Genomic DNA, 26,431 nt, shown 5'->3' with positions numbered 1-26,431 from the left:
TTTATAGTAAGTTATAAATTGATATTTATGGAGATTATGTCAGACATCTAAACAAACTTTAATGAACAAAGACCAACGATCTGTCACGCTAGGCAGAGACGTAAATGGTCAAGCTAATAAGAGCGCAGGGTGGATGCCTTGGCACTAAGAGCCGATGAAAGACGTGATAAGCTGCGATAAGCTGCGGTGAGGAGCAAATATCCTTTGACCCGCAGATTTCTGAATGGGGAAACCTGACGGAGTATTCCTCCGTTACTATTAAGTGAATCCATAGCTTAATAGAGGGAACCCGGGGAACTGAAACATCTAAGTACCCGGAGGAAAAGAAAGAAAACTCGATTTCCAAAGTAGCGGCGAGCGAAATGGAAACAGCCTAAACCGAAGAATTTATTCTTCGGGGTTATGGACCGCAACAAGTGAGTCGTACGGTAGCAGAATGGTTTTGGGAAAGCCAGCCAGAGAGAGTGAAAGCCTCGTAAGCGAAACCGGAAGACAGCGAGCGGGATCCGAAGTACCACGAGACACGAGAAACCTTGTGGGAAGTCGGGGGACCACCCCCCAAGGCTAAATACTACTTAGTGACCGATAGTGCATAGTACTGTGAAGGAAAGGTGAAAAGAACCCCGGGAGGGGAGTGAAAGAGAACCTGAAACCCTGTGTTTACAAGCTGTGGAACACCTATTTAAAGGTGAACCGCGTACTTTTTGTAGAACGGTCCGGCGAGTTACATTTACTGGCAAGGTTAAGGTCAAAAAGACTGAAGCCGAAGGGAAACCAAGTCTGAACAGGGCGAATTTAGTCAGTGTATGTAGACCCGAAACCGGGTGATCTACCCATGTCCAGGTTGAAGCTGCCGTAAAAGGTGGTGGAGGACCGAACACACATCCGTTGAAAAGGGTGGTGATGAGGTGTGGGTAGGGGAGAAATTCCAATCGAACCCGGAGATAGCTGGTTCTCCTCGAAATAGCTTTAGGGCTAGCCTTGATTTAGTCTGATGGAGGTAGAGCACTGAATATCCTAGGGGGCGTCAAAGCTTACCGAAGATTATCAAACTCCGAATGCCATACAGATGATGATCAGGAGTCAGACTACACGAGATAAGTTGGGTAGTCAAAAGGGAAAAAGCCCAGACCACCAGCTAAGGTCCCAAAGTGCGTGTTAAGTGGAAAAGGATGTGGGATTTCGAAAACAACTAGGATGTTGGCTTAGAAGCAGCCATACATTAAAAGAGTGCGTAATAGCTCACTAGTCGAGAGGTCCTGCGCCGAAAATGTCCGGGGCTAAAACACGACACCGAAGCTGTGGAATTGTACGCAAGTACAATTGGTAGAGGAGCATTCTTAACTGCGACGAAGCGTTACCGAAAGGAGACGTGGAGTGTTAAGAAGAGAGAATGCCGGAATGAGTAGCGAGATAGAAGTGAGAATCTTCTAGGCCGAATATCCAAGGTTTCCAGAGTAAAGCTGATCTGCTCTGGGTAAGTCGGGACCTAAGGCGAGGTCGAAAGACGTAGTCGATGGACAACAGGTTGAAATTCCTGTACCTTATGAAAACAGAACTGTGGGGACGCAGAGAGAAAGCCAGAGCCGGGAATGGAAAGACCGGTACAAGCGGGGTAGTAGTCAGACAGGCAAATCCGTCTGATAATACGAAGACGTTAAGTGGACCGAAACTTAAAGTAGGGAAGCTGGTGAGCTAACTGCCAAGAAAAGCCGCTATTGTTTTTCATAAGCCCGTACCGTAAACCGACACAGGTGGATGAGGAGAGAATCCTAAGGCCGACGGGAGAAGCATTGTTAAGGAACTCGGCAAAATAACCTCGTAACTTCGGGAGAAGAGGTGCCTGTAGCAATACAGGCCGCAGAGAATTGGCCCAAGCAACTGTTTAGCAAAAACACAGGTCTATGCAAAACCGAAAGGTGAAGTATATGGGCTGACGCCTGCCCGGTGCTGGAAGGTTAAGGGGAGATGTTAGGAGCGATCCGAAGCGTTGAACTTAAGCCCCAGTAAACGGCGGCCGTAACTATAACGGTCCTAAGGTAGCGAAATTCCTTGTCGGGTAAGTTCCGACCCGCACGAAAGGCGTAATGATTTGGGCACTGTCTCGACAATGCACCCGGTGAAATTGAAATACCAGTGAAGATGCTGGTTACCTGCGCCAGGACGGAAAGACCCCATGGAGCTTTACTCTAGCTTGATACTGGGATTCGGTATTGCATGCACAGGATAGGTGGGAGGCAAAGAAGCTACGACTCCGGTCGTGGTGGAGCCGCTGTTGGGATACCACCCTTGCAGTATTGGATTTCTAACATGTGCCCGTGATCCGGGCAGTGGACAATGTCAGGTGGGGAGTTTGACTGGGGCGGTCGCCTCCGAAAGGGTATCGGAGGCGCTCAAAGGTCTTCTCAGAATGGTTGGAAACCATTCGCAGAGTGCAAAGGCATAAGAAGGCTTGACTGCGACACCGACGGGTGGAGCAGGTACGAAAGTAGGACTTAGTGATCCGGTGGTATAAAGTGGGATTGCCATCGCTCAACGGATAAAAGCTACCCTGGGGATAACAGGCTTATCACTCCCAAGAGTTCACATCGACGGAGTGGTTTGGCACCTCGATGTCGGCTCATCGCATCCTGGGGCTGTAGTAGGTCCCAAGGGTTGGGCTGTTCGCCCATTAAAGCGGTACGCGAGCTGGGTTCAGAACGTCGTGAGACAGTTCGGTCCCTATCCGGCGCGGGCGTAGGATATTTGAGAGGAGCTGACCTTAGTACGAGAGGACCGGGTTGGACGAACCGCTGGTGGATCGGTTGTACTACCAAGTGCATGGCCGAGTAGCCAAGTTTGGAAGGGATAAACGCTGAAGGCATCTAAGCGTGAAGCCCCCCTCAAGATAAGATATCCCATAGCGTAAGCTAGTAAGACCCCTTGAAGACGACAAGGTGGATAGGTTAGAGGTGGAAGCGCAGTAATGTGTGGAGCTGACTAATACTAATAGGTCGAGGGCTTGACCATAAAGTGTTTGTTCATAAAATTTAGGTGTAATTAATGTGTTAGTGTAAGTCAAGTATTGGCCTAGTGGCTCAGTTGGTTAGAGCGCCGCCCTGTCACGGCGGAGGTCGAGGGTTCGAGTCCCTTCTGGGTCGTTTAGTTAAAATATGGGATCTTAGCTCAGCTGGGAGAGCATCTGCCTTACAAGCAGAGGGTCATAGGTTCGAGCCCTATAGGTCCCACTTAACTACAATGACTAAATGGTTTATTGCCGACGTGGCTCAATTGGCAGAGCAGCTGACTTGTAATCAGCAGGTTATCGGTTCGAGTCCGATCGTCGGCTTAGATGAAAAATTTTCATCTATATTATGCAATAAGTTATAATAATTGCACATAATATTAAAGTGCTAAGATGTTTACATCTAGTATATATGGATGGATTCCCGAGTGGCCAAAGGGGGCAGACTGTAAATCTGTTAGCGACGCTTTCGAAGGTTCGAATCCTTCTCCATCCACTTGTTTGAAAAAACATAATTACAAAAAAATATTGTCGCGGGGTGGAGCAGTCTGGAAGCTCGTCGGGCTCATAACCCGAAGGTCATAGGTTCAAATCCTATCCCCGCAATTCGAAAACTGAATAGTTTTCGTTAACCCGAAAAGAAGGAAATTTTCTTTGGGGGTCAACGAAGTTGGCCTTGCCCAGATAGCTCAGTCGGTAGAGCAGAGGACTGAAAATCCTCGTGTCGCTGGTTCGATTCCGGCTCTGGGCATTTTTTATTGGATATGTGAAGTAGATAATTGCAGTAATGCTTTTGATAAATCCGTTTTCAATAAATATGGGATATTAGCTCAGTCGGTAGAGCACTTGACTTTTAATCAAGGTGTCCCGGGTTCGAATCCCGGATGTCTCATTAAAATCACGAAAAGACTATATTCAATATAGTCTTTTTTGTGTTTCATTATTTAGAGAGAATATATATATTTACCTAATTATCTGTAATTTTTTGTATATTAAAAGCATCCACTTCGAGTTATTACCGAATTTAGAAAGTTACTTGTAATGGTTAAAAACAACTGTTATAACAGGTATCCTGCTGAAACTTCTTCAAAGCAGACTGTTGTAATATATTAAGTAATTCCGGAGCTTTTCCCCCAACGGAAATGCCGTCTATTTCTGAAGCAGCAATACATAGGGCACCTGCGCTCGTAACAATTACCTCATCCGCTCCCATTAAATCATTTAGTGAAAATGGAGATTCATCCACAGGGATTTTATTTTCACGGCAAAAATCTAACAAATGACCTCTGGTTATCCCCGGTAATATAAGATTATCTAGAGGCGCTGTTCTTAACACTCCATTATTTATAATGGATATATTACTATGAGCGCACTCCGTTACCCTATCCCCTCTATGGAATACAGCTTCATCACATCCTGCTTCTACAGCTTTTTGTTTCGCTATTACGTTTGGCAATAAATTTAGAGTTTTAATATTGCAATGAAAAAACCTAGTATCCTCAACAGTTATTAGTTTAAATTTTTGATAAATATCTTTAATGCCTCCTGGTTTGATCATAATCCATAAATTAGATGGAATATCAGGTTCAGGAAAAGCATGATTCCGTATAGCAGTTCCTCTTGTAACCTGCCAATATAAGAATTGCTCGGGGCTGTCAACTTTATTAACCATATCCTGTAATAATTTTTTCAACTCACATTTACTAAAACTTACTGAAATATTTAACTGTTCAGCACTTCTAAAAAAACGGTCTACGTGTTCATCCAATGCAAATATCATATGATTTGCCGTATATGTAGCATCATAAACACCGTCTCCGAAATAACATACTCGATCATTCATTGGAATCTTCATATCTTCTATAAGTCCATAAGACCCGCAATAGTAACCTAAATTCTCCATAGTTAACCTCCTATTCGTTATAATGAATTTTATAATTCCCAAAGAATTTTATTCAAAGGAAAAAGTACTTATTTATTAAGCTTATAATAATACACTATCATAAATTATTGATAATTAAAAACAGTTTATATTAATTATTGTATAAATTTAATGTAATTTATAGGACATAAAATATTTATTTTTTTATTGCATTATACTATTGATTATAGTATATTATATTTATATGTGATTATCTTTAGGAAATTTATATTATTTCATTATTTTAAAAAATAATGGATTTTAAATTTGTTTAGTTATTAAACTAACATAAAAAATACAAAAACCAAGGGGGCTTTAAAATGAAATTTTTTATTGATACTGCCAATGTAGAGGATATCAAAAAGGCAAATGAAATGGGCGTTATCTGTGGTGTTACGACTAACCCATCCTTAATCGCTAAAGAAGGAAGAGATTTTAATGAAGTTATTAAAGAAATTGCTTCCATTGTAGACGGACCAATCAGTGGTGAAGTAAAAGCTACTACGGTTGATGCTGCAGGTATGATTGCAGAAGGAAGAGAGATTGCTAAAATCCATCCGAATATGGTTGTTAAAATTCCTATGACTGTAGAAGGGTTAAAAGCTACTAAAGTTCTTTCCGGTGAAGGCATTAAAACCAATGTTACTTTAATCTTTTCAGCTAACCAGGCATTATTAGCTGCAAGAGCAGGTGCAACCTATGTATCTCCATTTTTAGGCCGTTTAGATGATATCTCTATGCCTGGTATCGATTTAATAAGAACCATATCTGAAATATTTGATATCTATAATCTGGATACTGAAATTATTGCAGCTAGCGTAAGAAATCCGGTTCACATTACCGACTGTGCATTAGCAGGAGCAGACATCGCAACAGTTCCATACAGCGTTATTGAACAATGCACAAAACATCCTTTAACTGATCAGGGTATCGAAAAATTCCAAAAAGACTATAAAGCTGTTTTCGGAGAATAAATTATATATATATTACAGGAGGAAATAAAATGAGTAACATTGATACTTTATCAGTAAATGCCATAAGGGTATTATCCGCTGATGCAGTACAAAAGGCAAATTCCGGACATCCCGGACTTCCTTTAGGATCTGCTGCAATGGCATATGAATTATGGGCAAAGCATATGAATCATAATCCTAAGAACCCTAAGTGGCCTAACAGGGATCGTTTTGTATTATCAGGCGGTCATGGTTCAACCCTTTTATATTCATTATTACACCTATTTGGTTATGGTGATTTATCAACAGATGATTTGGCTAACTTCAGACAATTAAATTCATTGACCCCAGGACATCCGGAATATGGACATACTGTTGGTGTGGAAGCAACTACAGGACCCTGGGTGCCGGTATGGCAATGGCTGTTGGTATGGCAATGGCAGAAGCTCATATAGCTGCCAAGTTTAATAAAGAAGAATTCCCTGTAATGGATCATTACACCTATGTATTGGGCGGAGACGGATGTATGATGGAAGGTATTTCCTCCGAAGCATTTTCTTTGGCAGGTACATTAGGTTTAAATAAATTAATTGTATTATATGATTCTAATAAAATTTCTATTGAAGGAAGTACAGATATCGCATTTACGGAAGATGTAAGAAAGCGTTTTGAAGCTTTTGGTTTCCAGACATTAGTAGTGGAAGATGGTAATGACCTGGAAGAAATCGGTGCCGCAATCGAGCAGGCCAAGGCTGATAAAACAAGACCTTCCATGATTACGGTTAAAACTAAAATCGGTTTCGGATCTCCGAAAGAAGGTATGGCAAGTGCCCATGGAGAACCTTTAGGTGTTGAAAATGTAGCTGCCATGAGAGAAAAATTAGGCTGGTCCCATACGGATGCATTTTTTGTACCGGAAGTTGTATATGATAATTTCAAAGCGATTGCTGAAAAGAATGCAAAAGTAGAAGATGAATGGAATCAGATGTTTGATAAGTATTGCGAAGCTTACCCTGAAATGAAAGAACTTTGGGATAAATATCATAATGAATCCATTGCAAAAGATCTTATTAATAATGAAGAGTTTTGGGCATATCCTGATAAACCTGAAGCAACAAGAAATTTATCCGGAATGGTAATTAATAGAATCAAAGACTTAGTTCCTGGGTTTATCGGAGGTTCTGCAGATCTTGCACCATCTACCAAAACCTATATGAAAGATGAAGGTGATTTCTCTAAAGAGAATTATGCCGGCCGTAACTTACATTTTGGTGTCAGGGAACTTGCTATGGCAGCAATCGGAAACGGACTTGCCCTGCATGGCGGTTTAAGGCCATATGTTTCAACATTTTTTGTATTCAGTGACTATGTGAAACCAATGGCAAGATTAACATCATTAATGGGACTTCCTTTAACTTATGTTTTAACTCATGACAGTATTGGTGTAGGAGAAGACGGACCTACCCATGAGCCGATTGAACAGTTAGCAATGCTGCGTGCGATGCCTAATTTTACGGTTTTCAGGCCAGCAGATGCTACGGAAACCATTGCCGGATGGTATTATGCCATTACATCGACGAAAACTCCAACTGCATTGGTATTAACTCGTCAGAATCTTCCTCAATATACAGGTTCCAGCAAAGAAGCCTTAAAAGGCGGATATATCATAGCTGATTCTACAAAAGAAACACCGGATGCAATTATAATGGCAAGCGGTTCCGAGGTTGAATTAGGAATTAAAGCAAAAGAGGAACTTGCCAAAGAAGGAATTGATATCAGAGTTGTTAGTATGCCATCTTTAGATTTATTTGAGGCACAGAGTGCAGAATACAAAGATAGTATATTACCAAAGAAAGTCAGAGCAAGAGTAGCAGTAGAAGCAGCAATAGATTTTGGCTGGGGTAAATATGTCGGATTAGACGGTGCTTACGTAACTATGAAAGGTTTTGGAGCATCCGCACCAGCAGGAGAATTATTTAAGAAATTCGGATTTACTACAGAAAATGTCGTAGCTGCCGTAAAATCTGTACTATAATTTATAACTTATACATTATTATCTTTTAGTTTATATTTAATATGTCTCAACTTATTTCTTTATTTTTTATGTATTACTATTATTATTCTTTAAAGAGTAGTGAAAGACATTTGATTTAATAGACCCTGTATTTTACCAATTATAGATAAGTAAAGTAATGTAAATTAAAAAACTTGTTTATAATCGGAGGAAATGGGGTCTATTTTATTCAAAGGAAAGTTCTCTGAACTTTCCTTTGAAATAAAAAGCCTTACCGGGCAGATTGCCCATGACGCTCCATAGGTGGATTTCCACTAAAGTGACAGAGCGTCAGAGCTAGAGCAAAAATCCTATACACTAAAATTATCAATAGTTACGCTGTAAGATAATCAATAAATTTTCTATTTCTAATAAAACTTTAATATATAGTTATTGAAAAATATTTATTTAACCGATAGAATGGTGATAGATATTTTTTTTGTAATAGGAGGAGTTATATAGTATGGCGAAAATATTAATTGTAGAAGATGAAAGCAAAATAGCAAGATTTGTAGAATTGGAACTTAAATACGAAGGATATGAGGTAGAAATAGCAGCAGACGGAAGAACAGGACTGGAAAAAGCGCTGCAGAAAAATGTTGATTTAGTGCTTCTTGATATTATGCTTCCCGGTATTAGCGGAATTGAAGTATGCAGAAGAATCAGAATGGAATCTGCAGTTCCTGTTATTATGCTGACGGCGAAAGATGATGTTACGGATAAAGTAGCCGGTTTGGATATAGGCGCGGATGATTATATGACTAAGCCATTTGCAATTGAAGAACTTCTGGCAAGAATCCGTGTATCATTAAACAGACACTCCAAATTAATACAACCCAAAGCAGACCTGCTTCAGATCGGTAATCTAAAACTTAATTTATCAAGCCATAGTGCATATTACGGAGAAGAAGAAGTAACTCTGACTAAAAAAGAATATGAATTATTGGAATATTTGATTCGAAATAAAAACATTGCTATTACAAGAGAGCAGCTACTGAATAATGTGTGGGATTACGAATATCTTGGAGATACCAATGTGGTGGATGTATATGTCCGCTATCTCAGACAGAAAATTGATGATAAATACGGAATTCATTTAATTAATACAGTGCGAGGGGTAGGTTATATTATTAAGGATGAAATTTAATTTGAGAGAAAGTATAAGACAGTTATTAATTAAGATTGTATTGCCATTCAGAAGAAAAAAGGAAGAATGGCTTGGAAAATTTCGATTCTCAATAGCGTTTCGCATTTCCCTTCATTATTTAAAGCTTTTAATTATAAACGGAGCAGTCTTTGCTATTATATTTTCCATGTTGTATTATGGAGCAGAATGGAGAAATTATAATAAAAAAGCGGATCGTATCATGGAAAATTTTAAAAATAATGGAAAAAGCCAAAACAACAAAATTCTTAACCCATATATAATTGATGGTTTTACATTAAAAATTATCAATAAAGATACGAAATCGGTAATTTATAATGATACAGGGAAGGATTACTCCGGTGACAAAAAAATCTTTGGATACATTACTTATCAGAGGAATGATAACGTATTCATGCCAATTATTATAATTTCAGAGAATAGAGAGATTACGACCGGCGATGAAACATATAAGTTATACTTTCAATATAATCTGGAAGAGAGCGGTGAGAAACTTGATTGGCTTTTAGGATTTATGATAATCCTTTATCTTGTTTTGGTTTATATTATTATTAAACAAGGAAAGAAAAGTGATCAGAAATTATTAGAACCAATATATGAAATGTCTGCTTCCGCCAATCACCTTACTGTTAATAATCTTCATAGTCAGAGGTTAAACGTAGAAGGTACAAAAAATGAATTAAAAGACCTGGCAAATGTGATAAACAGTATGTTAGACCGTATTGAAGTTTCTTATGAAAGCCAGAAGCAATTTGTTTCGGATGCCTCCCATGAACTTCGTACTCCCATTGCCGTAATACAGGGTTATGGAAACCTTTTAAGCCGTTGGGGAACCAAGGACGAAGAGGTATTACTGGAATCCATAGAAGCAATTAATAATGAAGCAAAATCTATGCAGGATTTGGTGGAAAAGCTGCTTTTCTTATCCAGGCATGATAAAAAAACTTTAAAACTTGAAAAAGTTAAGTTTAATATGTGCCACGTCGTAGAAGAAATGGTGAAAGAAACCCGTTTGGTCACTGCAAACCGAAGTATTGAAAGTCCAGTTTTAGAAGATATAATCGTATATGGTGACAAACAGGCTCTGAAACAAGCAATCCGTGTATTTATAGACAATGCTGTTAAGTATACCAGGGATGGTGATACCATTACGATAAAATGCCAAAATGATGACGGAGATTGTGTAATTACGGTGCAGGATACCGGTATTGGTATGACCCGAAAAGACGTTGACAATATTTTTGAAAGGTTCTATCGTTCAGACCAGGTAAGAAATGAAAAAATATACGGTCATGGTCTCGGTTTATCCATTGCAAAATTAATTATTTTAGGCCATACGGGAAGAATAAAGGTAAGATCCCAGCTAACAAAAGGGACAACCTTTATCATAACCTTACCAAAAAGATTTTAAAGTACCGGCAGAAAATCTTATTAAGTCTGCAGTTCTAAAACTAACTTAATATTAATTAAAGTTAACAGTATTCATTTTGCAGGTGTTGTTGTAGTCCAACAGGAATTGATACGTCAATCTCTTTTCGATATCTGTATTAACCGAATTTCATGAGGTTCTAATACGGTCTCGTAATCCAGTGCCTGATTTGTAACGGAAGAAATGGATTTTTTTAAAAATGGATGGGATAACTGTTTTAAGGTTTCAACCTCTTCTTTTGTTTCCAAAGGGACAGCCCCATTTCCACCCACTTATCATAACAGCTTCCATAGTTACGGTTTACGATTTCTTCCGTTACTCTGTATTCCCCGTTTTCCATACCGGATAAGGAAAATTTAAGTTCTTTCTTTGACTCGTCAGGGAAAACTTCATAACGGCTGGTATAGGAAAAATTAAAATTTAAACCTTTACTGTAAAGATCAGAAAACTGACAGTAATTATATAAAATAATGCTATAGTTTTCATTATTTTTATTTTTGGTTATAAAATAACTATCACCCTGCGCTACCAACTCTTCTTTTAGTTTTGATAAAAAGAGGTAGGAATAATAAGCAGGTTTTTTTATGCCGTTTTTTGTAAAATGCCCTACGCCACCATGAAAAAGTTGGGAAGGAAAAGATAGTTCTTCCATCCAATCGGAAAGGGACCAATGACAGAAACTGTCTGCTTTATTATAGTTTATAAGGATATTCCTGATAAAATAGGCAGCAGCATAACAGGTATCATTAAGTAACTCCCGGTGAGAAGGGCTGAGATTCCATTCGGTTATATAGAGGGGTTTTTTACTCCGGTCAGGCAGTTTATCATTCAGCATGTCCAGATATGTTCCGAAGGCATCGGGGTCATTATTTAAGGCAGGACTGTTATTTGAGATATATTCCATAAAAGTATCATGATCAAATTCTTTTAGTTTATTCCAATGTGAATTAGTAGTAGGATAAAAATGAAATAAATATACATCCGGTTTACAATCATTATCTTCCATATAGGTTAGAACATACTGCAAAGTATCGGAAGACATACTGCTGTTTATATATGAGGTATTTGCAAATTGAAAAAGAGGATTTACTTTTTTTACCGTATTTCTGGTTACTTTATATAATTGAAGCGATATTTCACGGTTTTTAAAATCGAAAGGAAAATTTGACAGGGTTTCATTCCAGAAAGTAAAAATCCAATTGGAGGTTTCTGAAAGTCCATATCGATTCAGAATGTGTTCCGTAAACTGGGTTACCAGGTATTCCCATTTGGTATAATCTTTTGGTTCGCTCATAATAAAAGGAACCGCGAAAAATTCCTTTTCAGGCGTTTTAGCCAGAGCTTTTGGCATAAATGAAAATTGTATCAGGGGGTACAACTGTATACTCAGCAAAAAATCCAATATTTCATCTACCATATTAAAATTTAGGACAGGATTTCCCGTGGAATCTTCACGGTAAACCATTAACGCATCATCAAAAATACCATGAAATTTTATGTAACGAAAACCGATTTCTTTTTGCTGTATAATCAGCATTTCCTGTATGTTTCGATATAATATTTCCTGAGCACGGCCGACAGAGCAAAAAGTCAGTGCAGGGTTCGTAAAAGGTACAGTCACCCTGGTTGAAATATTGCCTATATTTACTTTGACATTGTAAAGTTCCATATCGTTTTTCGTATCGGTATTGTTAAGATATGTGGAAAGTTTGCCAAAAAAATCGTATTTGTCTAAGTTTAAATAACTGCTATTCTGAGCAGGATCCAACCGATCTAAAGGAAGATACTCACCCTTTTTCTCTTTCCGGAACTGGCTGGGAAGTTTATTATACTGCTTACGGAAAAATGAAGCATAGGATCGGGGGTTTGAAAAACCGCAAAGTTCAGCTATTTTTTCTATGGAATAATCAGTGTTAAGTAAAAAGTCAATAGAATGTTCAATTCTTATTTTGGTTAAATAATTAGTAATTGAGATATTCATATTCTTTTCAAAAAAATGGGACAAATAGGAGGGTGAAAGATATACAGTTCCGGCTAATTCATTCAGGGTAATTTCCCTGTTAAAATTATTTTCAATATATTCAATAATGTTCTGCAGGCGTTCCATTTGTTTCTGGGTGCGGATTACGGACGGCTGTTCTGCTTTAAAATGTCTAAGTAACTCATATATCAGACGGCAGACATAAGAAAAACATAGTAATTGGTTGCATGATACCGTACTGGTATTTAGTTCAATCAACTTTGCAATAATCTCCCGGATATAATCAAAATGTTCATTATTTCCTTGTATACATGAGTTACATTGAAAAAATACATTTTCTGAATTAAGCCAGTCCATGTGAAACATGGACAGACGAACCTGCAAAGCTATCAATACACAATCCTTACTATAAGTCTCATGTACCTGATTGGAATTAATCAGGATCAGATCATTTTCTTTCAGTGTAAATTGCTCATCTTCTACCAATACTTCCAAATCACCGGATAAGACGAGAAGAAGTTCAATACTTCTATGCCAGTGTTTTTGTACACTTCCGATACGTTCACAAAACAGTTTTATGGGAAGGTTTTTGCTGTATTCAATTAATTCATGATTACTGTTCATATTTCACCTCTGTCTTAACTGATAAATGGTTTACTTATAGCCAAATATAGCATATGAAGATGGCGTTGACAAGAATAACTGCAAGTTTTTACGATTGGTTTAAACTGAAATTATTCAGTGAGTAATAAAAACAGCAGAAATCAGCATATAAATCCTATTGTTTTAGCATTGTTTAGAAAATATCATTACTGTATGATTATATTATATAAACACTGGTTAAAAACGGTGAAACAATATAGTGTCGCAATTACCTGCTTAATAGTAAGAAAAGGGAGGAGTTAGTATTGGATGAGATAAAAGGTTTGTTATTTGATCTGGACGGAGTAATTGTGGATACGGCTAAATATCATTATCTTGCATGGAAAGAGTTAGCAGAAAAACTTAAGATACCTTTTACGGAAAAAGATAATGAAAGATTAAAAGGTGTAAGCCGTATGCGGTCGTTTGAAATCATACTGGAGATTGGTGGATTAGAGTTATCCAAAGAAGAAAAAGAAAAATATTGCACCATAAAAAATAATATTTATTTGGAATATATCTATAAATTAAAACAGGAAGAAGTGTTACCCGGGGTTAATGAATTTTTAAATGATGCCAGAAAAAAGGGATATAAAATCGCGTTAGGTTCAGCCAGTAAAAATGCAGGGGTAATCTTATCAAGATTAATGTTAACAGATACTTTTGATGCTATTATTGACGGGACAAAAGTAAATACTGCCAAACCGGATCCGGAAGTATTTTTACTGGGTGCGAAAGAGCTGGGACTAAAAAAAGAGGCCTGTATCGTTTTTGAAGATGCTAAAGCAGGAGTAGATGCCGCACATAATGGCGGAATGAAAGCGATAGGGATCGGGCGAAAGGAAAATCTGCCCAACGCGGATATCTGTATTCCGGGGCTTTTTCATATAACGATTGATGATTTAATGAACCAGCTGTAGATTTGGAGTGATTCGGTATCACGAGGCCAAGAAATAAAATTGTGTAAATTGACGAACCATAATTTTAAATTGGCTTTTGACAATCGAATCCTATTTTATTATAAAAAAGGAGGTTATTATGTTAGATTATAATTTATTGGAAAAGAAACCGTTTCATCTAGCAAGCGAGGATGTAAACTGGGTTAAAAGCACCTTGGAGGGGATGACTACGGAGGAAAAGATAGGCCAGTTATTTTGCCTGATCGCCTATAGCAGTGAAGAAGATGTGTTAAAGTCTTATGTAACTAAGTATAAAATCGGCGGTTGTATGGGAAGGCCTATGCCACTGGAGGAAATATGCAGAACAATTACCTGTATGCAGGAAAATACAAAGATTCCGTTATTGATTTCAGCTAATTTTGAAGCTGGAGGGGATGGGTTAATCAAAGAGGGGACCAACATCGGTCCGAATATGCAGGCAGCAGCGGCAGGAACTTCTGAATTTGCCGGAAAAATGGGTTATGTATGCGCAAGAGAAGGCACTGCAGTAGGTGCAAATTGGGCATTTGCACCCGTTATCGATATTGATAAAAATTTCAGGAATCCCATTATGGCAACAAGATTGTTCAGTTCCGATGATAACCTGGTAAAAGAATGCGGCCTGGCTTATACAAAAGCCTGCCAGGAACAGGGTATGGCGGTATCCATTAAACATTTCCCCGGAGATGGAGTGGATGAAAGAGACCAGCATCTGGTTACCAGTATCAATTCCCTTTCCTGTGAAGAATGGGATGCAACATATGGTGAAGTTTATAAAGCCTGCATCGATGCAGGGGCTATGACTGTTATGATAGGGCATATCATGCAGCCGGCATACAGCAGGAAATTAAAACAGGGTATCAAAGATGAAGATATTATGCCGGCTACCTTAGCACCGGAATTAATCAATGGATTATTAAGAGAAAAATTAGGGTTTAACGGAATGATTGTAACCGATGCAACAACCATGGCAGGTATGTGCATTCCTATGAGCCGAAAAAAAGCAGTACCTTATACCATTGCAGCAGGATGTGATATGTTCCTTTTTACAAAGAATTTGGAAGAAGATTATGAATATATGAAAGCCGGAGTAGAAGACGGGACGATTACTACAGAGCGCCTTAATGAAGCAGTTCTAAGAATACTTGGATTAAAAGCAGCGCTTAAACTTCACAAGAAGCAGATAGAGGGAACCCTGATACCGGATATAGATAAAGCCAGAGAAATTGTTGGCTGTAAGGAACATAAAGATATGGAACTGGATTGCTCGGATAAAGCGGTAACCTTGGTTAAAAATAAACAGGGTTTGATTCCGCTAAAAGTAGAAGACTATAAGAGAGTGCTCCTTTATCCCATTATTTCCGGTGAAAATGCCCTTGGATATGCAGGTGGTGAAGATGTAACCGAAACCATGAAAGAAGCACTTGAAAAAGAAGGGTTTCTTGTAGATGTATTCGAAGCACCCAAAGGGTTAGAGGGAAGATTGTCAAAATATCAGGATATGCTGGATAAATATGACCTGCTTTTATATGTGGGTAATATGATTACAAAAAGTAATCAGACAGTAGTCCGCATTGAATGGGCACAGCCTATGGGTGTAAACTGTCCGAATTACCAGGCAGACATCCCAACTATATTTATATCATTTGCAAATCCCTATCATTTAATCGATGTACCCAGAATACGGACTTATATTAATGCATACAAGTTTAAAAAGGCCAATGTTGATGCGGTGATGGATAAAATACTTGGAAGAAGTGAATTTAAAGGAAAAGACCCAGTTGATTCATTCTGCGGAATGTGGGATACAAGACTATAGATTTAGTAAAATCGCATAGATTATCAGACAAAAATATATAGGAAGAAGTGATGGCAGAATTGGTAGTAACCACTTTTTAATATTTACATGGAATTGATCTAAAAATAATTAAACCAAAAGCAAAACTTATCAAACATAATAATGCCATAAACGGTACTCTTTTTTTGTAATATTATACCATAAGTAATCTGAAAAGTTAATATTACTTATATTTGTATTCTCATTATCTAATTAGTATTTGGTGTTATTTACCGTAAAGGATATTTGATAATAACCGCTCAAAGATAAGAAAAACCTATGAAGGTCTATTCATACTTATAGTTATAAAGAAGGCCTTACCATAGTAAAGAAAAAAGTACATGGTAAGGTCTGTTTTTTGACTGCCTAGAACATCAATATAAGCACGGAATAGTTTATGATAGCTAGTTATAACGCTTTTATACATTTTTAAACTGTGCCATATACAGGTTGTAATACATACCTTTCTTGGCCAGTAATTCCTTTGCATTTCCCTGTTCTTTGATTCCACCCTCATCAATGACGAAAATCCGGTCTGCTTTCTGTATCGTTGATAAACGGTGTGCAATAACAAAGGAAGTTCTTCCTTTTAGTAAATTTTCAATTCCCTGCTGAACTAAAAGTTCGGTATGGGTATCAATACTTGAGGTGGCTTCGTCCAGAATCAGTATTTTTGGCATGGATACCATGGTTCTGGCAAAAGCGAGAAGCTGTCTTTGGCCCACGGATAAACCGGCACCTCGCTCTTTTAATTCCGTATCATAACCTTTTTCCGATTTTATAATAAATTCATGGGCATTTACTGCTTTTGCTGCGGCAATGATTTCTTCGTCTGTTGCATCCAGCTTACCATAACGAATATTATCCTTTATGGTACCGGAAAACAGGAAGTTATCCTGTGTCATAATACCCATCTGTTTTCGCAGGCTTTCTATGGAAACATCCTTAACATTATAATTATCGATATAGATATTTCCTTCCTGTATATCATAGAAACGGCTGATTAAATTAACTACCGTGGTTTTACCTGCACCGGTAGGACCTACCAGTGCAATAGTTTCCCCGGCTTTCACCTGGAAGCTTACATCCTTTAAAACCTGGGTATCTTTATCATAAGCAAAGGACACATGTTCAAATCGGATATTTCCTTTAATATCCGGCAACTCCTTCACCGTATCTCTGTCTGTTATCTCAGGTTTCGTATCCATAATCTCAAAGATTCGTTCCGCTCCGGAGATATTTGTTACCATTTGATTATAGAAATTACTTAAATTCATAATCGGCCGCCAGAACATGGAGATATAAGTTCCAAAAGCAATCAGGGTACCGACCTGAACAGCATTGCTGCCGGTTAATTTAACTCCGGCATAATAAAGAGAGACCATACCAAGTCCCCAGCAGAAGTCAATGACCGGACCAAAGGCGTCATTTAATACTACGGCTTTTACAAATGCCCCCCTGTGTTCCATAAGCAGTTCATCAAAAGCAGCAGCTGTTTCACCCTCTGCCGTAAAGCTTTGTACCACCCGCATTCCTGACAGATCTTCATGGATAAATGCATTCAGATTGGAATTTTTCTTACGGTAAATCTGCCATCTTACGTGAGAATAAATCTGGATCAGCCACATACCTATTATCATAATCGGTAAACTGATCATGGCAGCGAATGCCAGTTTATAATCTTTAATAACCATAATAGCCACAACTGCGAGGATGGTTATAAAATCAGGGATTAAAGTGGTAACACTATTCGATAAGACATCTTTTAGTGAGTTGACATCACCGATAATTCTGGCAAGAATCTTACCGGTAGGCCGGCTGTCAAAAAAGCTGAAACTCAATTTCTGTATATGGGTATAAAGTTCCTGCCGGACGGTAAGAAGAACGTTGTTTGATATTTTTGCCATTATATACATTCTTAATTTAACCAGAAATATAAAAATAAGGTTTAATATGATTGCAAAGATACCCAGTCTTACCAACCCGTTTATATCGTGGTTTGCTATGTTAACATCGATGGCATATTCCACGATCAGTGGGTTAATTAAACTGATTGAGACCGTACCGGCCATTATAATAAGTACGAGAATTATTTCTTTTCTATAAGTTAATAAATACTTAAAAAGCCGAAGCAGCGTTTTTAATTTACCGGTGCTGACAGATTTCTCGTCGTCCCGGATTGCATTAACGGACATACATTTCCCTCCCTTTTGATAAAGGTTTTTTTTATTTCAGGAGCCTTTTATACTGGAAGGCCCCTTGTATTGCACTCCTGCGCGAACATACTTTGATTATTTAATTAGTACTTACGCGTTAATATTAAGTAGAAGCAATTAAACGGCGATTGTACTGGTTTTTAAATAATCACCGTATTGTGCCATGTAAGTTTTATAATAAAGGCCTTTTGCCTGTAATAACTCTTCATGGGTTCCCCGCTCCGCAATCGTACCGTCCTCCAAAATAATAATCTCATCTGCATTACGCACCGCAGAAATACGGTGGGCGATAACTATTTTAGTGGTATTATCAAGTTCGTTCAGGGCTTTTTGGATTAAATGCTCTGTTTCCATATCAAGAGCTGAAGTGGAATCATCTAAAACCAGGATGGGGGTCTGTTTTGCTAAGGATCTTGCAATACTGATTCGTTGTTTCTGACCGCCGGATAACCCTACACCCCGTTCACCGATAATAGTTTCATACTGATTATCCATACGTTCAATGAAATCCTTAGCCTGAGCATTGGTAACCGCATGTAAGATTTCTTCTTCGTTGATGACATCCCGTTTGCCTAATTTAATATTTTCCGTAACCGTATCGGAAAATAAGAACACATCCTGCATAACTAAGGAAATATTACTGCGGATTTCTTTGATAGACAGGTCCTTAATATTTATTCCATCCAGGCGGATTTCGCCTTCATTTACATCATAAAACCGTTGGAGCAGATTAATGATGGAAGTTTTTCCTGCACCGGTGGCACCCATAATACCTATGGTTTTACCGCTTTCTAATTTAAAGTTGATATCGGACAGAATCGTCTTATCTCCTTGTGTAAAGGAAACATGGTCAAATTCAATGGTACCTTTCATATCTCCAAGCTGGGTAACAGAGGCTTTTTCTTTTACCACAGGTGTTTCTTTTAAGATTTTTTGGATTTTTTTATTGGAAGCAAATGCAGAAGCTAAATCATTGCTCAGCCATCCTAACATTTCCATTGGCCATACAATATTATTGGAATATTCCGTAAAGGCACCTAAGGTACCAAGGGTAATTTCACCCTTTATTACCATAGATCCGCCGAATATGATTACTAATACCGGAAGTAATTTGGTGATAAACTGAAAGTACGGATTATATTTGACAAAAACCTTAGATTGTTTCATATTCAATTCATAATACCGTTTGTTATGTGATAAAAACTTATTTATCTCAAATTTTTCCCTTGCAAATGCTTTAACGGTTCTTACACCGGCCAGGTTTTCCTGGGCCACCGTATTGAGTTCAGCATTTTCTTCACTGATTTCTTCATATACGGTTCCCAAGCTCTTTTCCATAAAGATAGCAATACAGGCAACGATTGGCATTGCAATCAAAGGGATTATGGTTAATTTCGGACTTAAATTTATCATACAGTATAATACAATGGAAGTATGAATCACTACTTCAATTATCAACATACCTACAAAACCTAAGGCATTCCATATTTTATCCACATCATCCTTTACACGGGACATTAATTCACCGGTATTGGTCTTATCAAAAAACTGTATGGATAAGCTCTGTATGTGGCGGAACAGATTTCTTCTTATATCCGCCGCAATTTTTGAACTTACCAGGTCAAATGTCAATTCTTTAAAGTACCCGAAGATACTTCTGCCTACTCCTACGATAAGTATTCCTATTAATAATTTTATTAAGAGGTTTTGGTTTCCTCCTACAATAACGTCGTCAATAATTCTTTTGGTAATCTGGGGTGCCAGCATATCCAGTGCTATACTGATTACCATACAGATCAGTGCAAATACATAAGCGTACCAGTATCTGCGCATATATTTTGTTAATTTATTCATAAATCTCCTCCCACGCTTAACATAAATCAGGTGACTGCAAAACATCATAATGTAGATTCAAGCATTTAAATAGTTTTGCAATTACCAATAAACAAATAAAGCATAAACTTTTTCCCAGCAATAAATTTTACCTGCTTTTATTTTTACCCGGCTTAAGGGCAAAAAAAAGCCGTGGTAAGTTACCACGGCAATAAAAGTTGTTCTCATATAAATGAAGTCCATATGTAGAAAAAAATCATCTCAGTATGGTCCAAATCATTTAACGGTAAAACCTATTATTGAGGTAAGCTTACACAATGTTATTGGTTTATAATTTCCGGCTGCTAATATTAAATTCATCATGTTTTTTACCTCTCTTTCTTTAATAGTCTTTCCCCATTATAACATACTAGTAAATTTTGTCAACCATTAATTTGTTATTAATGAGAAAAAATTATCAATATTTTAGAATCCTTAATATTTTATAAAGTTTATTATTATTCAAAAATTGTTCATATTTGTATGATATAATAAGTCGAAATGGGTTTAAGGGGTGTTCCTTATTTAAGGAGGAGAAATAAAAACTATGGATTTACCTATGTTTTACAATGAAGAAGACGAGTGGAGAAAAGTCATGCTTATGTATGACTCAGCTCTTAAAGAAGTAAATACAAAACTTGAAATATTAAATGAAGAATTCAAATTGAATCATCAATATAATCCTATAGAACATATTACTTCACGTATTAAATCACCGCAGAGCATAGCAAAAAAGATGCGTCATAACGGCAGGGAATTAACGGTTGAAAATATTGTAAAATACATTAATGATGTTGCCGGTATCCGCATCATCTGTTCCTTTACTTCCGATATTTACAGGATAGCAGATCTTATCGCGAAACAAAGCGATGTTCAGGTACTCAAAGTAAAAGACTATATTATGTTTCCAAAGCCAAACGGTTATACCAGTTACCATATGATTATATCGGTACCGATTTATTTATCCAGTACCATGGTAAATGTAAAGGTAGAGATTCAGATACGAACCATTGCCATGGATTTTTGGGCAAGCCTGGAACATAAAATTTATTATAAATTTGAAGGAAACGCACCGGAACGTATCCGGAAAGAATTAAAAGAGTGTGCGGATATTGTATCCTATCTGGACCATAAAATGTTAACACTTAATGAAGAAATTAAAATTTATAATCATGAAGATGAAATAGAACAATACAAAGAGATACTGTCGGAAAGTTTTCAAAATATGATAAAAGAATCTTATGGGACGGTTATTGATGATGATAATGAGGACGCTGACGGACAGGAATTGAAAGGATCCATAACGGAAACGGACGAAGCATTATTGCAGACAGCAGTATATAAGGAAGAGCAGGAAGAGAATAAAAATAATAAAGTTCCGGGCTCAAAGAAAAAAGAGGATAAAAAATCTGACGGAAAACACCCTAAGTTCTTTCGATTGAGATAAGATCGAAACAAACATGCTTAACTAATACTCTTTCTGTTTACTAATACTAACAAATTCTCAAATTAATAAAAATATAACAGGTACATTATTACGATAAAAAGGTATATCTGTATAAGGCAGTGCCATTTAACCGGAACAAACAAACGTAAATGATCAGGATAATGTACCTGTTTAAATTACCTATAAATATTGTAGAACTCTATAACTTGATTTTAGAAAGAAGATCACCTAAACCTGTAGATGCTTCACCGCCGGTGCTGTATTCAAAAGGAACTTCATCCACATTATCCAGGACTTCTGCTTTTTCTTCTACCGCTTTCATGCTTAAGCTCACTTTTCCATCTTTCACTTCCGTGATTTTAACCGTAACCTCTTCTCCTTCTTTTATAACTTCGTTTGGAGATTTTATCCGTCTGCCGCAAATTTGGGAGATATGAACAAGTCCGGATAACCCCTCACCGATGTTAATAAAAGCACCATATGGTACAATTTTCTCCACGGTACCCTTTGTAATCAGACCAATCTGAAGTCTTGATATTTTGCTGTTTTTATCTTCCAATGCTTTCTCTCGTTCCACTTCTTTACCGGAAAGTACTAGTTTTCTGCTATCTTCATCCACGGTAATTACGATGACGGAAATCTCTTTATTTACCCAGGATTCCAAATTTTCCACATAATTCAAAGATAACTGAGAAGCAGGAATAAAACCACGGATACCCTCCAGATAGGTAACCACACCACCGTTTACGGCCTGAGCAATCTTAACCTTTAAAACCGTTTTATTATCCAAGTATTCTTTAAGAGCCGTCCAGGATAAGATATTATCTGCTTCTTTTTTGGATAACAGAATATTACCTTGTCCGTCATCTTCTTTTATTACGGTTGCAGTTATTTCCTGCCCTATAATAACATCTGCCTTAATGGAAAAACGAGGGTCATTGCTTAGATCCTCCAGGCGGATAATACCTTCCGCATAATAGCCTAAATCTACAGTAACTTCCGTATCAGAAATTCCGATAACGGTACCTTTTACAATTTCTCCTTCCTTAATCCGTATAAAGGATTTATTAATCTGCTCTTCAAAATCTCCCATGGAAAGAACCGGTTCAGTTTCAGGAGTAGTCTCAACTGCGCTGGTATCTTCCGATACATCATTTAATTCCTGTGTTACGTCCGTTTCACTATCATTGTACATAATCTTTCTCCTATCTGAGCTTATCAAGCACACAAATTATTAAATTATTATACCATGTTCGCAAGCTCCCATGGTATGCGGCACTTCGTGCCGTTTATGTGCACTCACTTTCGCTCGGCACTGGTATAATATCTGACGATATTATACCATAAAAAATTTAGTTAATTCAAGGGTGTATAATAATAGACGCGGCAAACCTGGTAACATATACCGGTTAAGTTAGGATGTTAACTAAAAATAATAGTTTTAAACCTGTTAAAATAATCAAATTGCTATAAAGGTATATCTATGATAAAATATTTCTATAGACCGCTCTTAAGTATTGAGTTTTTTATGTTTACCTGTAATAATAACGTAAATATTTATAAAGGAGACAAAATTATTACCGGGTAACATTTAGAAACATAATGGTGTTTCGGAATTACCTATTATGCGATTAAGATTGAAAGGAATCACACTGGTAAGGAAAATGGAAAGTAAAGATAAATTTCAGGAAATGTTAAGCGATATCCTTGAGGTAGCAAGAGTTCAGGGTAATCAGTTAAGTATGAACGAGATTAAAAGCCTATTTGGCGACATGAATTTAAATGAAGCCCAGTATGAGCATATATTTGCTTATTTGGCTGCTAATCATATCTCTATTAAGGGTTATGTAGCAACGGAATCCGAATATTCCAAGGCACTGCAGAAAGAAAACAAACAAGCTGAGAATAGTGATTTTGAACCGGAAAGCAGCCAGAATGAGGACGATAATAAAATAACAGAGAAACCAAAAAACCAGGAATCCCATACGCTTAAAGAGGACTCTGCTTATTTAAAGATGTATCTGGAAGACTTAAAGGCAATTAAAGATATTACCCCGGAAGAAGAAAATGACTTGATGGAGAAAATTCTAAACGGCGAAAGCTTTGCAAAAAGCCGATATATTGAAGGAAATCTTCATTATGTGGTAGAAATAGCACAGGAATACAAGAACCAGGGATTATCCATGGAGGACTTAATCCAGGAGGGTAATATGGGTCTTATCAGTTCTCTTGAATCCGTATCGGCAATTTCAGAGGTAAAACAGGGAAAAGAAATAGTTACAGAATATATAAAAAGGTTTATGGAAGCTGCTATTGAGGAACAAAAGGAGAGCAGCAGCTTTGAAGATAATATAGTAAAGAAAATCAATTATATTCGGGATGCGGCTAATGAATTAGCTGAGGATTTGTGCAGGGAAGCAAACCTTCATGAACTGGCGGCATATATAAAGATGCCGGAAGAAGAGATTGCAGATATCCTTAATATAGCTGTGGAAAGTATTAAATTAGATAATGGCCGCAGCGATAATCATCTAGCAAATAATAAACAATCGGGTGATCATGGACATAACCATAATCATTCACATAATCGTCTGAACAGAAGTCCGAGGATAAGATAAACCAATCACATTTACCGGATTGGATTTATCGGTGGAATTCCTAACGGCTTCCCCTTAACATTTAGAAAGGACTTGTCCCATGTACAACAACCAGAGTTTGGAATTAGATATACGTAATGATATAATGGAAAAACCTGTAAGCACTAAATGGTATATGGCTTTCTATAAGAAACGAACTCTGTGGCTATTACTGTTTCCGGTTTCTTTCTTTCTCTTATGGTTAGTCCGGAATAATCCGGATATTGCTGAATTTGTATTTGCACGGGGTTTATATAAATGGATCAGCCAGGGAATCAGTATGATTTCCGGAATTTTCCCTTTTTCCCTGATGGAGTTGGAGATTATATTTTTGCCAATTACAGCAATTTATTTTATTTTACGTTTTATCTATAAAATTATTACGAAATTAAGAAAAAAAGAAGCAGCAGGTTATACCTTTACTTTAGGAATTTTAAATGGAATCTGCGTTTTAAGTATCATATTCTTTCTCTATCTTATATTAGGCGGCACAAACTATTACCGTTACTCCTTTGCTTCTTACAGCGGCTTGGAAATAAAAGATTCATCCGTTGATGAATTATATAATCTGTGTCTGGAATTAGCAGATGAGGCAGCAGGTATCAGGGAACAATTACATGAGAAGAAAGGTGTCGAAGATAGCAGCGGAGTTCTAAAAGTAAATACAACCGATTGGAATGAAGTATCTGATAATTTAGAGAAAGCATTCATGAATTTATCTAAGGATTATCCTGTGTTGGGCGGATATTATACCTCTTTAAAGCCGGTGCTCTTTTCTGACGTTATGTCGAGAATGGAAATTACGGGAATCTTTTGGCCGTTTACCATGGAGGCAAATGTTAATGTAGATGCTGCAGACTATTCCATCCCAGCAACCATGGGACATGAACTGGCACATCTGAGGGGTTTTATGAGAGAAGACGAGGCTAATTTTATTGGATATCTTGTCTGCAAAAAATCCGATAATCTGGAATATCAATACAGTGGTATCATGCTGGCATTGACTTATGCCGGAAATCAATTATACAAGCAGGACCCTTCCCTTTTCCAGTCAGTCAGGGAGCATTACAATACAGAAATGTTAGCAGATCTCAGGGCCGAATATTTTTATTGGGAGCAATTTGAAAATACGGTCATCAGCACGGTTTCCAATACCATGAATGATAATTATTTAAAGGCCAACAAACAAAGCGACGGAGTAAAAAGTTATGGCAGAATGGTGGATCTGCTGCTTGCCGAATACCGGAAGAACCATCCATCAAAATAGAGTATATATAAGATAAAACGGGCTTATCTGGAATAGAGATAAGCCCGTCCGGATTTACCGATTCGTTTTACCGCCCCTACATAATATAGTATATTCAGTGCAGTTGCAGCATCTCTAAGCTGCAGACCGGAAGCTGTCTTATAATCTTTTGATGTAAAAGTTTCCGGTAAGGTTATAGGAATCAGTTTATTGTATTCGGATCTATCTTGAATTGTAATTTCCTGTACTAATTCCGTTGGAATTCGGTCGCATCTGCTGGAGCCTTTCTTTTTATCTTTGCTCCATCCATTTAAAAACCGGTATTCTTCCAGATTCATTAGTATAATATGTAATCGTAGATTGGGATGGAGAAGATAATTTTTAATCTTATAAAGTTCAGGAAATATCATATATGGGGTCCCGGATTTGGGAGATTTACGGGGAGGGCTGATTTCGCCCGTTTCTTCATTCACCCATCTTAACCACTTTGTATAAGGTATGGGATAAACAATGGTAACAGAGGATAATTCCAAAAAAATTTCTAATTTTTTTCTTAATTTATCAAAACTTCTGGTCTGTATTTCAATAATGCCGTTTTCATTTACCATATCAGCATAGAACCCCCCGATTTTAATTTCATGACAGGATTCATCTGTTACAAGATAATTTTTAAGAATTGCATGAACGGTTTTCTCTCCTAAGGTCCCAATACCGTTATCTGTCCTTTTGCTGTCAATTATCTTATCACAAGTTTGCTGAAATAATAACTGATTCATTTTAATAACCCCTTTCCATTATAAATATGGTTATATTAATAATCCTTAGGTCACCCATATAGCATATAGCAGCCAAGTAAGGACGTCAAGACAGAAGTTGCAATTCAGCTTTGGAGCCAACAGTAACAGAATACTTAATTTGAGAAATTCTATTGTTTAATTCTGATTCGTAGACTATAATATTGATGAATAAAAGATTGGTTTAGATGCTTAGCCATGGGGGGCAAGGGGCAAAAGCCTCGGATATGAGGCTTTTGGAAGAATAGCAAAAAAGGTTATTTTTCAGGATTTATGCCCAAAAGGCATGGACGTTAT

General features: G+C 37.4%; 14 protein-coding genes, 7 tRNA genes, 1 rRNA gene and 2 pseudogenes. 17 read left to right on the top strand and 7 right to left on the bottom strand.

Annotated features, from left to right (window positions below; genetic code table 11):
- Positions 1-106 precede the first annotated feature (106 nt).
- From Ana3638_RS05365 to Ana3638_RS05330, 8 genes are all read left to right on the top strand, one after another.
- Positions 107-3,009: ribosomal RNA gene (locus tag Ana3638_RS05365) — 23S ribosomal RNA — on the top strand.
- 57 nt (positions 3,010-3,066) lie between these two features.
- Positions 3,067-3,140: transfer RNA gene (locus Ana3638_RS05360), tRNA-Asp, on the top strand.
- A gap of 14 nt (positions 3,141-3,154) precedes the next feature.
- Positions 3,155-3,227 (top strand) — tRNA-Val (locus tag Ana3638_RS05355).
- Between the two features lie 28 nt (positions 3,228-3,255).
- Positions 3,256-3,328 (top strand) — tRNA-Thr (locus tag Ana3638_RS05350).
- A 90-nt stretch (positions 3,329-3,418) separates the two neighbouring features.
- Positions 3,419-3,500: transfer RNA gene (locus Ana3638_RS05345), tRNA-Tyr, on the top strand.
- 36 nt (positions 3,501-3,536) lie between these two features.
- Positions 3,537-3,610 (top strand) — tRNA-Met (locus Ana3638_RS05340).
- Positions 3,611-3,682: 72 nt separating this feature from the next.
- Positions 3,683-3,755, top strand: a tRNA-Phe gene (locus Ana3638_RS05335).
- Positions 3,756-3,823: 68 nt separating this feature from the next.
- Positions 3,824-3,896: transfer RNA gene (locus tag Ana3638_RS05330), tRNA-Lys, on the top strand.
- A gap of 153 nt (positions 3,897-4,049) precedes the next feature.
- On the opposite strand, the gene Ana3638_RS05325 is transcribed toward Ana3638_RS05330, so the two are convergent.
- On the bottom strand, positions 4,050-4,907 hold the full coding sequence (locus Ana3638_RS05325) for a D-amino acid aminotransferase (protein ID WP_161837110.1): 858 nt from the start codon (positions 4,905-4,907) through the stop codon (positions 4,050-4,052).
- Between the two features lie 338 nt (positions 4,908-5,245).
- Here Ana3638_RS05325 and fsa point away from each other — a divergent pair, with 338 nt between their 5' ends.
- From fsa to Ana3638_RS05305, 4 genes and pseudogenes are all read left to right on the top strand, one after another.
- Positions 5,246-5,899: a fructose-6-phosphate aldolase gene (gene fsa / locus Ana3638_RS05320; RefSeq protein WP_161837109.1), complete on the top strand. Its 654-nt coding sequence runs from the start codon at positions 5,246-5,248 to the stop codon at positions 5,897-5,899.
- Between the two features lie 29 nt (positions 5,900-5,928).
- Positions 5,929-7,913: pseudogene (gene tkt / locus Ana3638_RS05315) on the top strand (transketolase).
- Positions 7,914-8,394: 481 nt separating this feature from the next.
- Entirely contained in the window at positions 8,395-9,078 is a 684-nt protein-coding gene (locus Ana3638_RS05310) for a response regulator transcription factor (RefSeq protein ID WP_161837108.1), read from the top strand.
- Between the two features lies 1 nt (position 9,079).
- On the top strand, positions 9,080-10,507 hold the full coding sequence (locus Ana3638_RS05305; protein WP_161837107.1) for a sensor histidine kinase: 1,428 nt from the start codon (positions 9,080-9,082) through the stop codon (positions 10,505-10,507).
- 113 nt (positions 10,508-10,620) lie between these two features.
- Here Ana3638_RS05305 and Ana3638_RS05300 read toward each other — a convergent pair whose 3' ends face one another.
- Together Ana3638_RS05300 and Ana3638_RS05295 are read right to left on the bottom strand one after the other, a co-directional pair.
- A complete protein-coding gene (locus Ana3638_RS05300; RefSeq protein WP_161837106.1) occupies positions 10,621-10,773 on the bottom strand; it encodes a hypothetical protein in 153 nt (50 codons plus the stop codon).
- Positions 10,743-13,130, bottom strand: a complete 2,388-nt coding sequence (locus Ana3638_RS05295; protein WP_161837105.1) for a GH39 family glycosyl hydrolase — start codon at positions 13,128-13,130, stop codon at positions 10,743-10,745. Before Ana3638_RS05295 ends, Ana3638_RS05300 begins: the two co-directional genes overlap by 31 nt.
- A gap of 284 nt (positions 13,131-13,414) precedes the next feature.
- Between Ana3638_RS05295 and pgmB the strand changes: the two genes are divergently transcribed.
- Entirely contained in the window at positions 13,415-14,068 is a 654-nt protein-coding gene (gene pgmB, locus Ana3638_RS05290; protein WP_161837104.1) for a beta-phosphoglucomutase, read from the top strand.
- Between the two features lie 118 nt (positions 14,069-14,186).
- Positions 14,187-15,905, top strand: a complete 1,719-nt coding sequence (locus tag Ana3638_RS05285; protein WP_161837103.1) for a glycoside hydrolase family 3 protein — start codon at positions 14,187-14,189, stop codon at positions 15,903-15,905.
- 437 nt (positions 15,906-16,342) lie between these two features.
- On the opposite strand, the gene Ana3638_RS05280 is transcribed toward Ana3638_RS05285, so the two are convergent.
- On the bottom strand, positions 16,343-18,118 hold the full coding sequence (locus tag Ana3638_RS05280) for an ABC transporter ATP-binding protein (RefSeq protein WP_161837102.1): 1,776 nt from the start codon (positions 18,116-18,118) through the stop codon (positions 16,343-16,345).
- A gap of 138 nt (positions 18,119-18,256) precedes the next feature.
- Complete coding sequence (locus tag Ana3638_RS05275; protein ID WP_161837101.1) at positions 18,257-19,993, bottom strand: ABC transporter ATP-binding protein; 1,737 nt, start codon at positions 19,991-19,993, stop codon at positions 18,257-18,259.
- 565 nt (positions 19,994-20,558) lie between these two features.
- Between Ana3638_RS05275 and Ana3638_RS05270 the strand changes: the two are divergent.
- A pseudogene (locus tag Ana3638_RS05270) lies at positions 20,559-21,203 on the top strand (GTP pyrophosphokinase); the annotation flags it as partial.
- A 454-nt stretch (positions 21,204-21,657) separates the two neighbouring features.
- On the opposite strand, the gene Ana3638_RS05265 reads toward Ana3638_RS05270, so the two are convergent.
- The gene (locus tag Ana3638_RS05265; protein WP_161837099.1) at positions 21,658-22,653 is read right to left on the bottom strand and encodes a S1 RNA-binding domain-containing protein; all 996 of its coding nucleotides are present in this window, start codon (positions 22,651-22,653) and stop codon (positions 21,658-21,660) included.
- Between the two features lie 430 nt (positions 22,654-23,083).
- Between Ana3638_RS05265 and Ana3638_RS05260 the strand changes: the two genes are divergently transcribed.
- Together Ana3638_RS05260 and Ana3638_RS05255 are read left to right on the top strand one after the other, a co-directional pair.
- Positions 23,084-24,076, top strand: coding sequence for a sigma factor (locus tag Ana3638_RS05260; RefSeq protein WP_161837098.1), 993 nt, complete (start codon positions 23,084-23,086; stop codon positions 24,074-24,076).
- A 79-nt stretch (positions 24,077-24,155) separates the two neighbouring features.
- Complete coding sequence (locus tag Ana3638_RS05255) at positions 24,156-25,361, top strand: DUF3810 domain-containing protein (RefSeq protein WP_161837097.1); 1,206 nt, start codon at positions 24,156-24,158, stop codon at positions 25,359-25,361.
- 23 nt (positions 25,362-25,384) lie between these two features.
- Here the strand turns inward: Ana3638_RS05255 and Ana3638_RS05250 are convergent, their stop codons facing one another.
- A complete protein-coding gene (locus tag Ana3638_RS05250) occupies positions 25,385-26,116 on the bottom strand; it encodes a hypothetical protein (RefSeq protein ID WP_202621569.1) in 732 nt (243 codons plus the stop codon).
- Between the last annotated feature and the right edge of the window lie 315 nt (positions 26,117-26,431).

This window comes from Anaerocolumna sedimenticola (assembly GCF_009931695.1).
Classification (GTDB): Bacteria; Bacillota; Clostridia; order Lachnospirales; family Lachnospiraceae; genus Anaerocolumna; species Anaerocolumna sedimenticola.
Note: the sequence above shows the minus strand (reverse complement) of the source record. Positions and strands in the feature narration are given on the sequence as shown.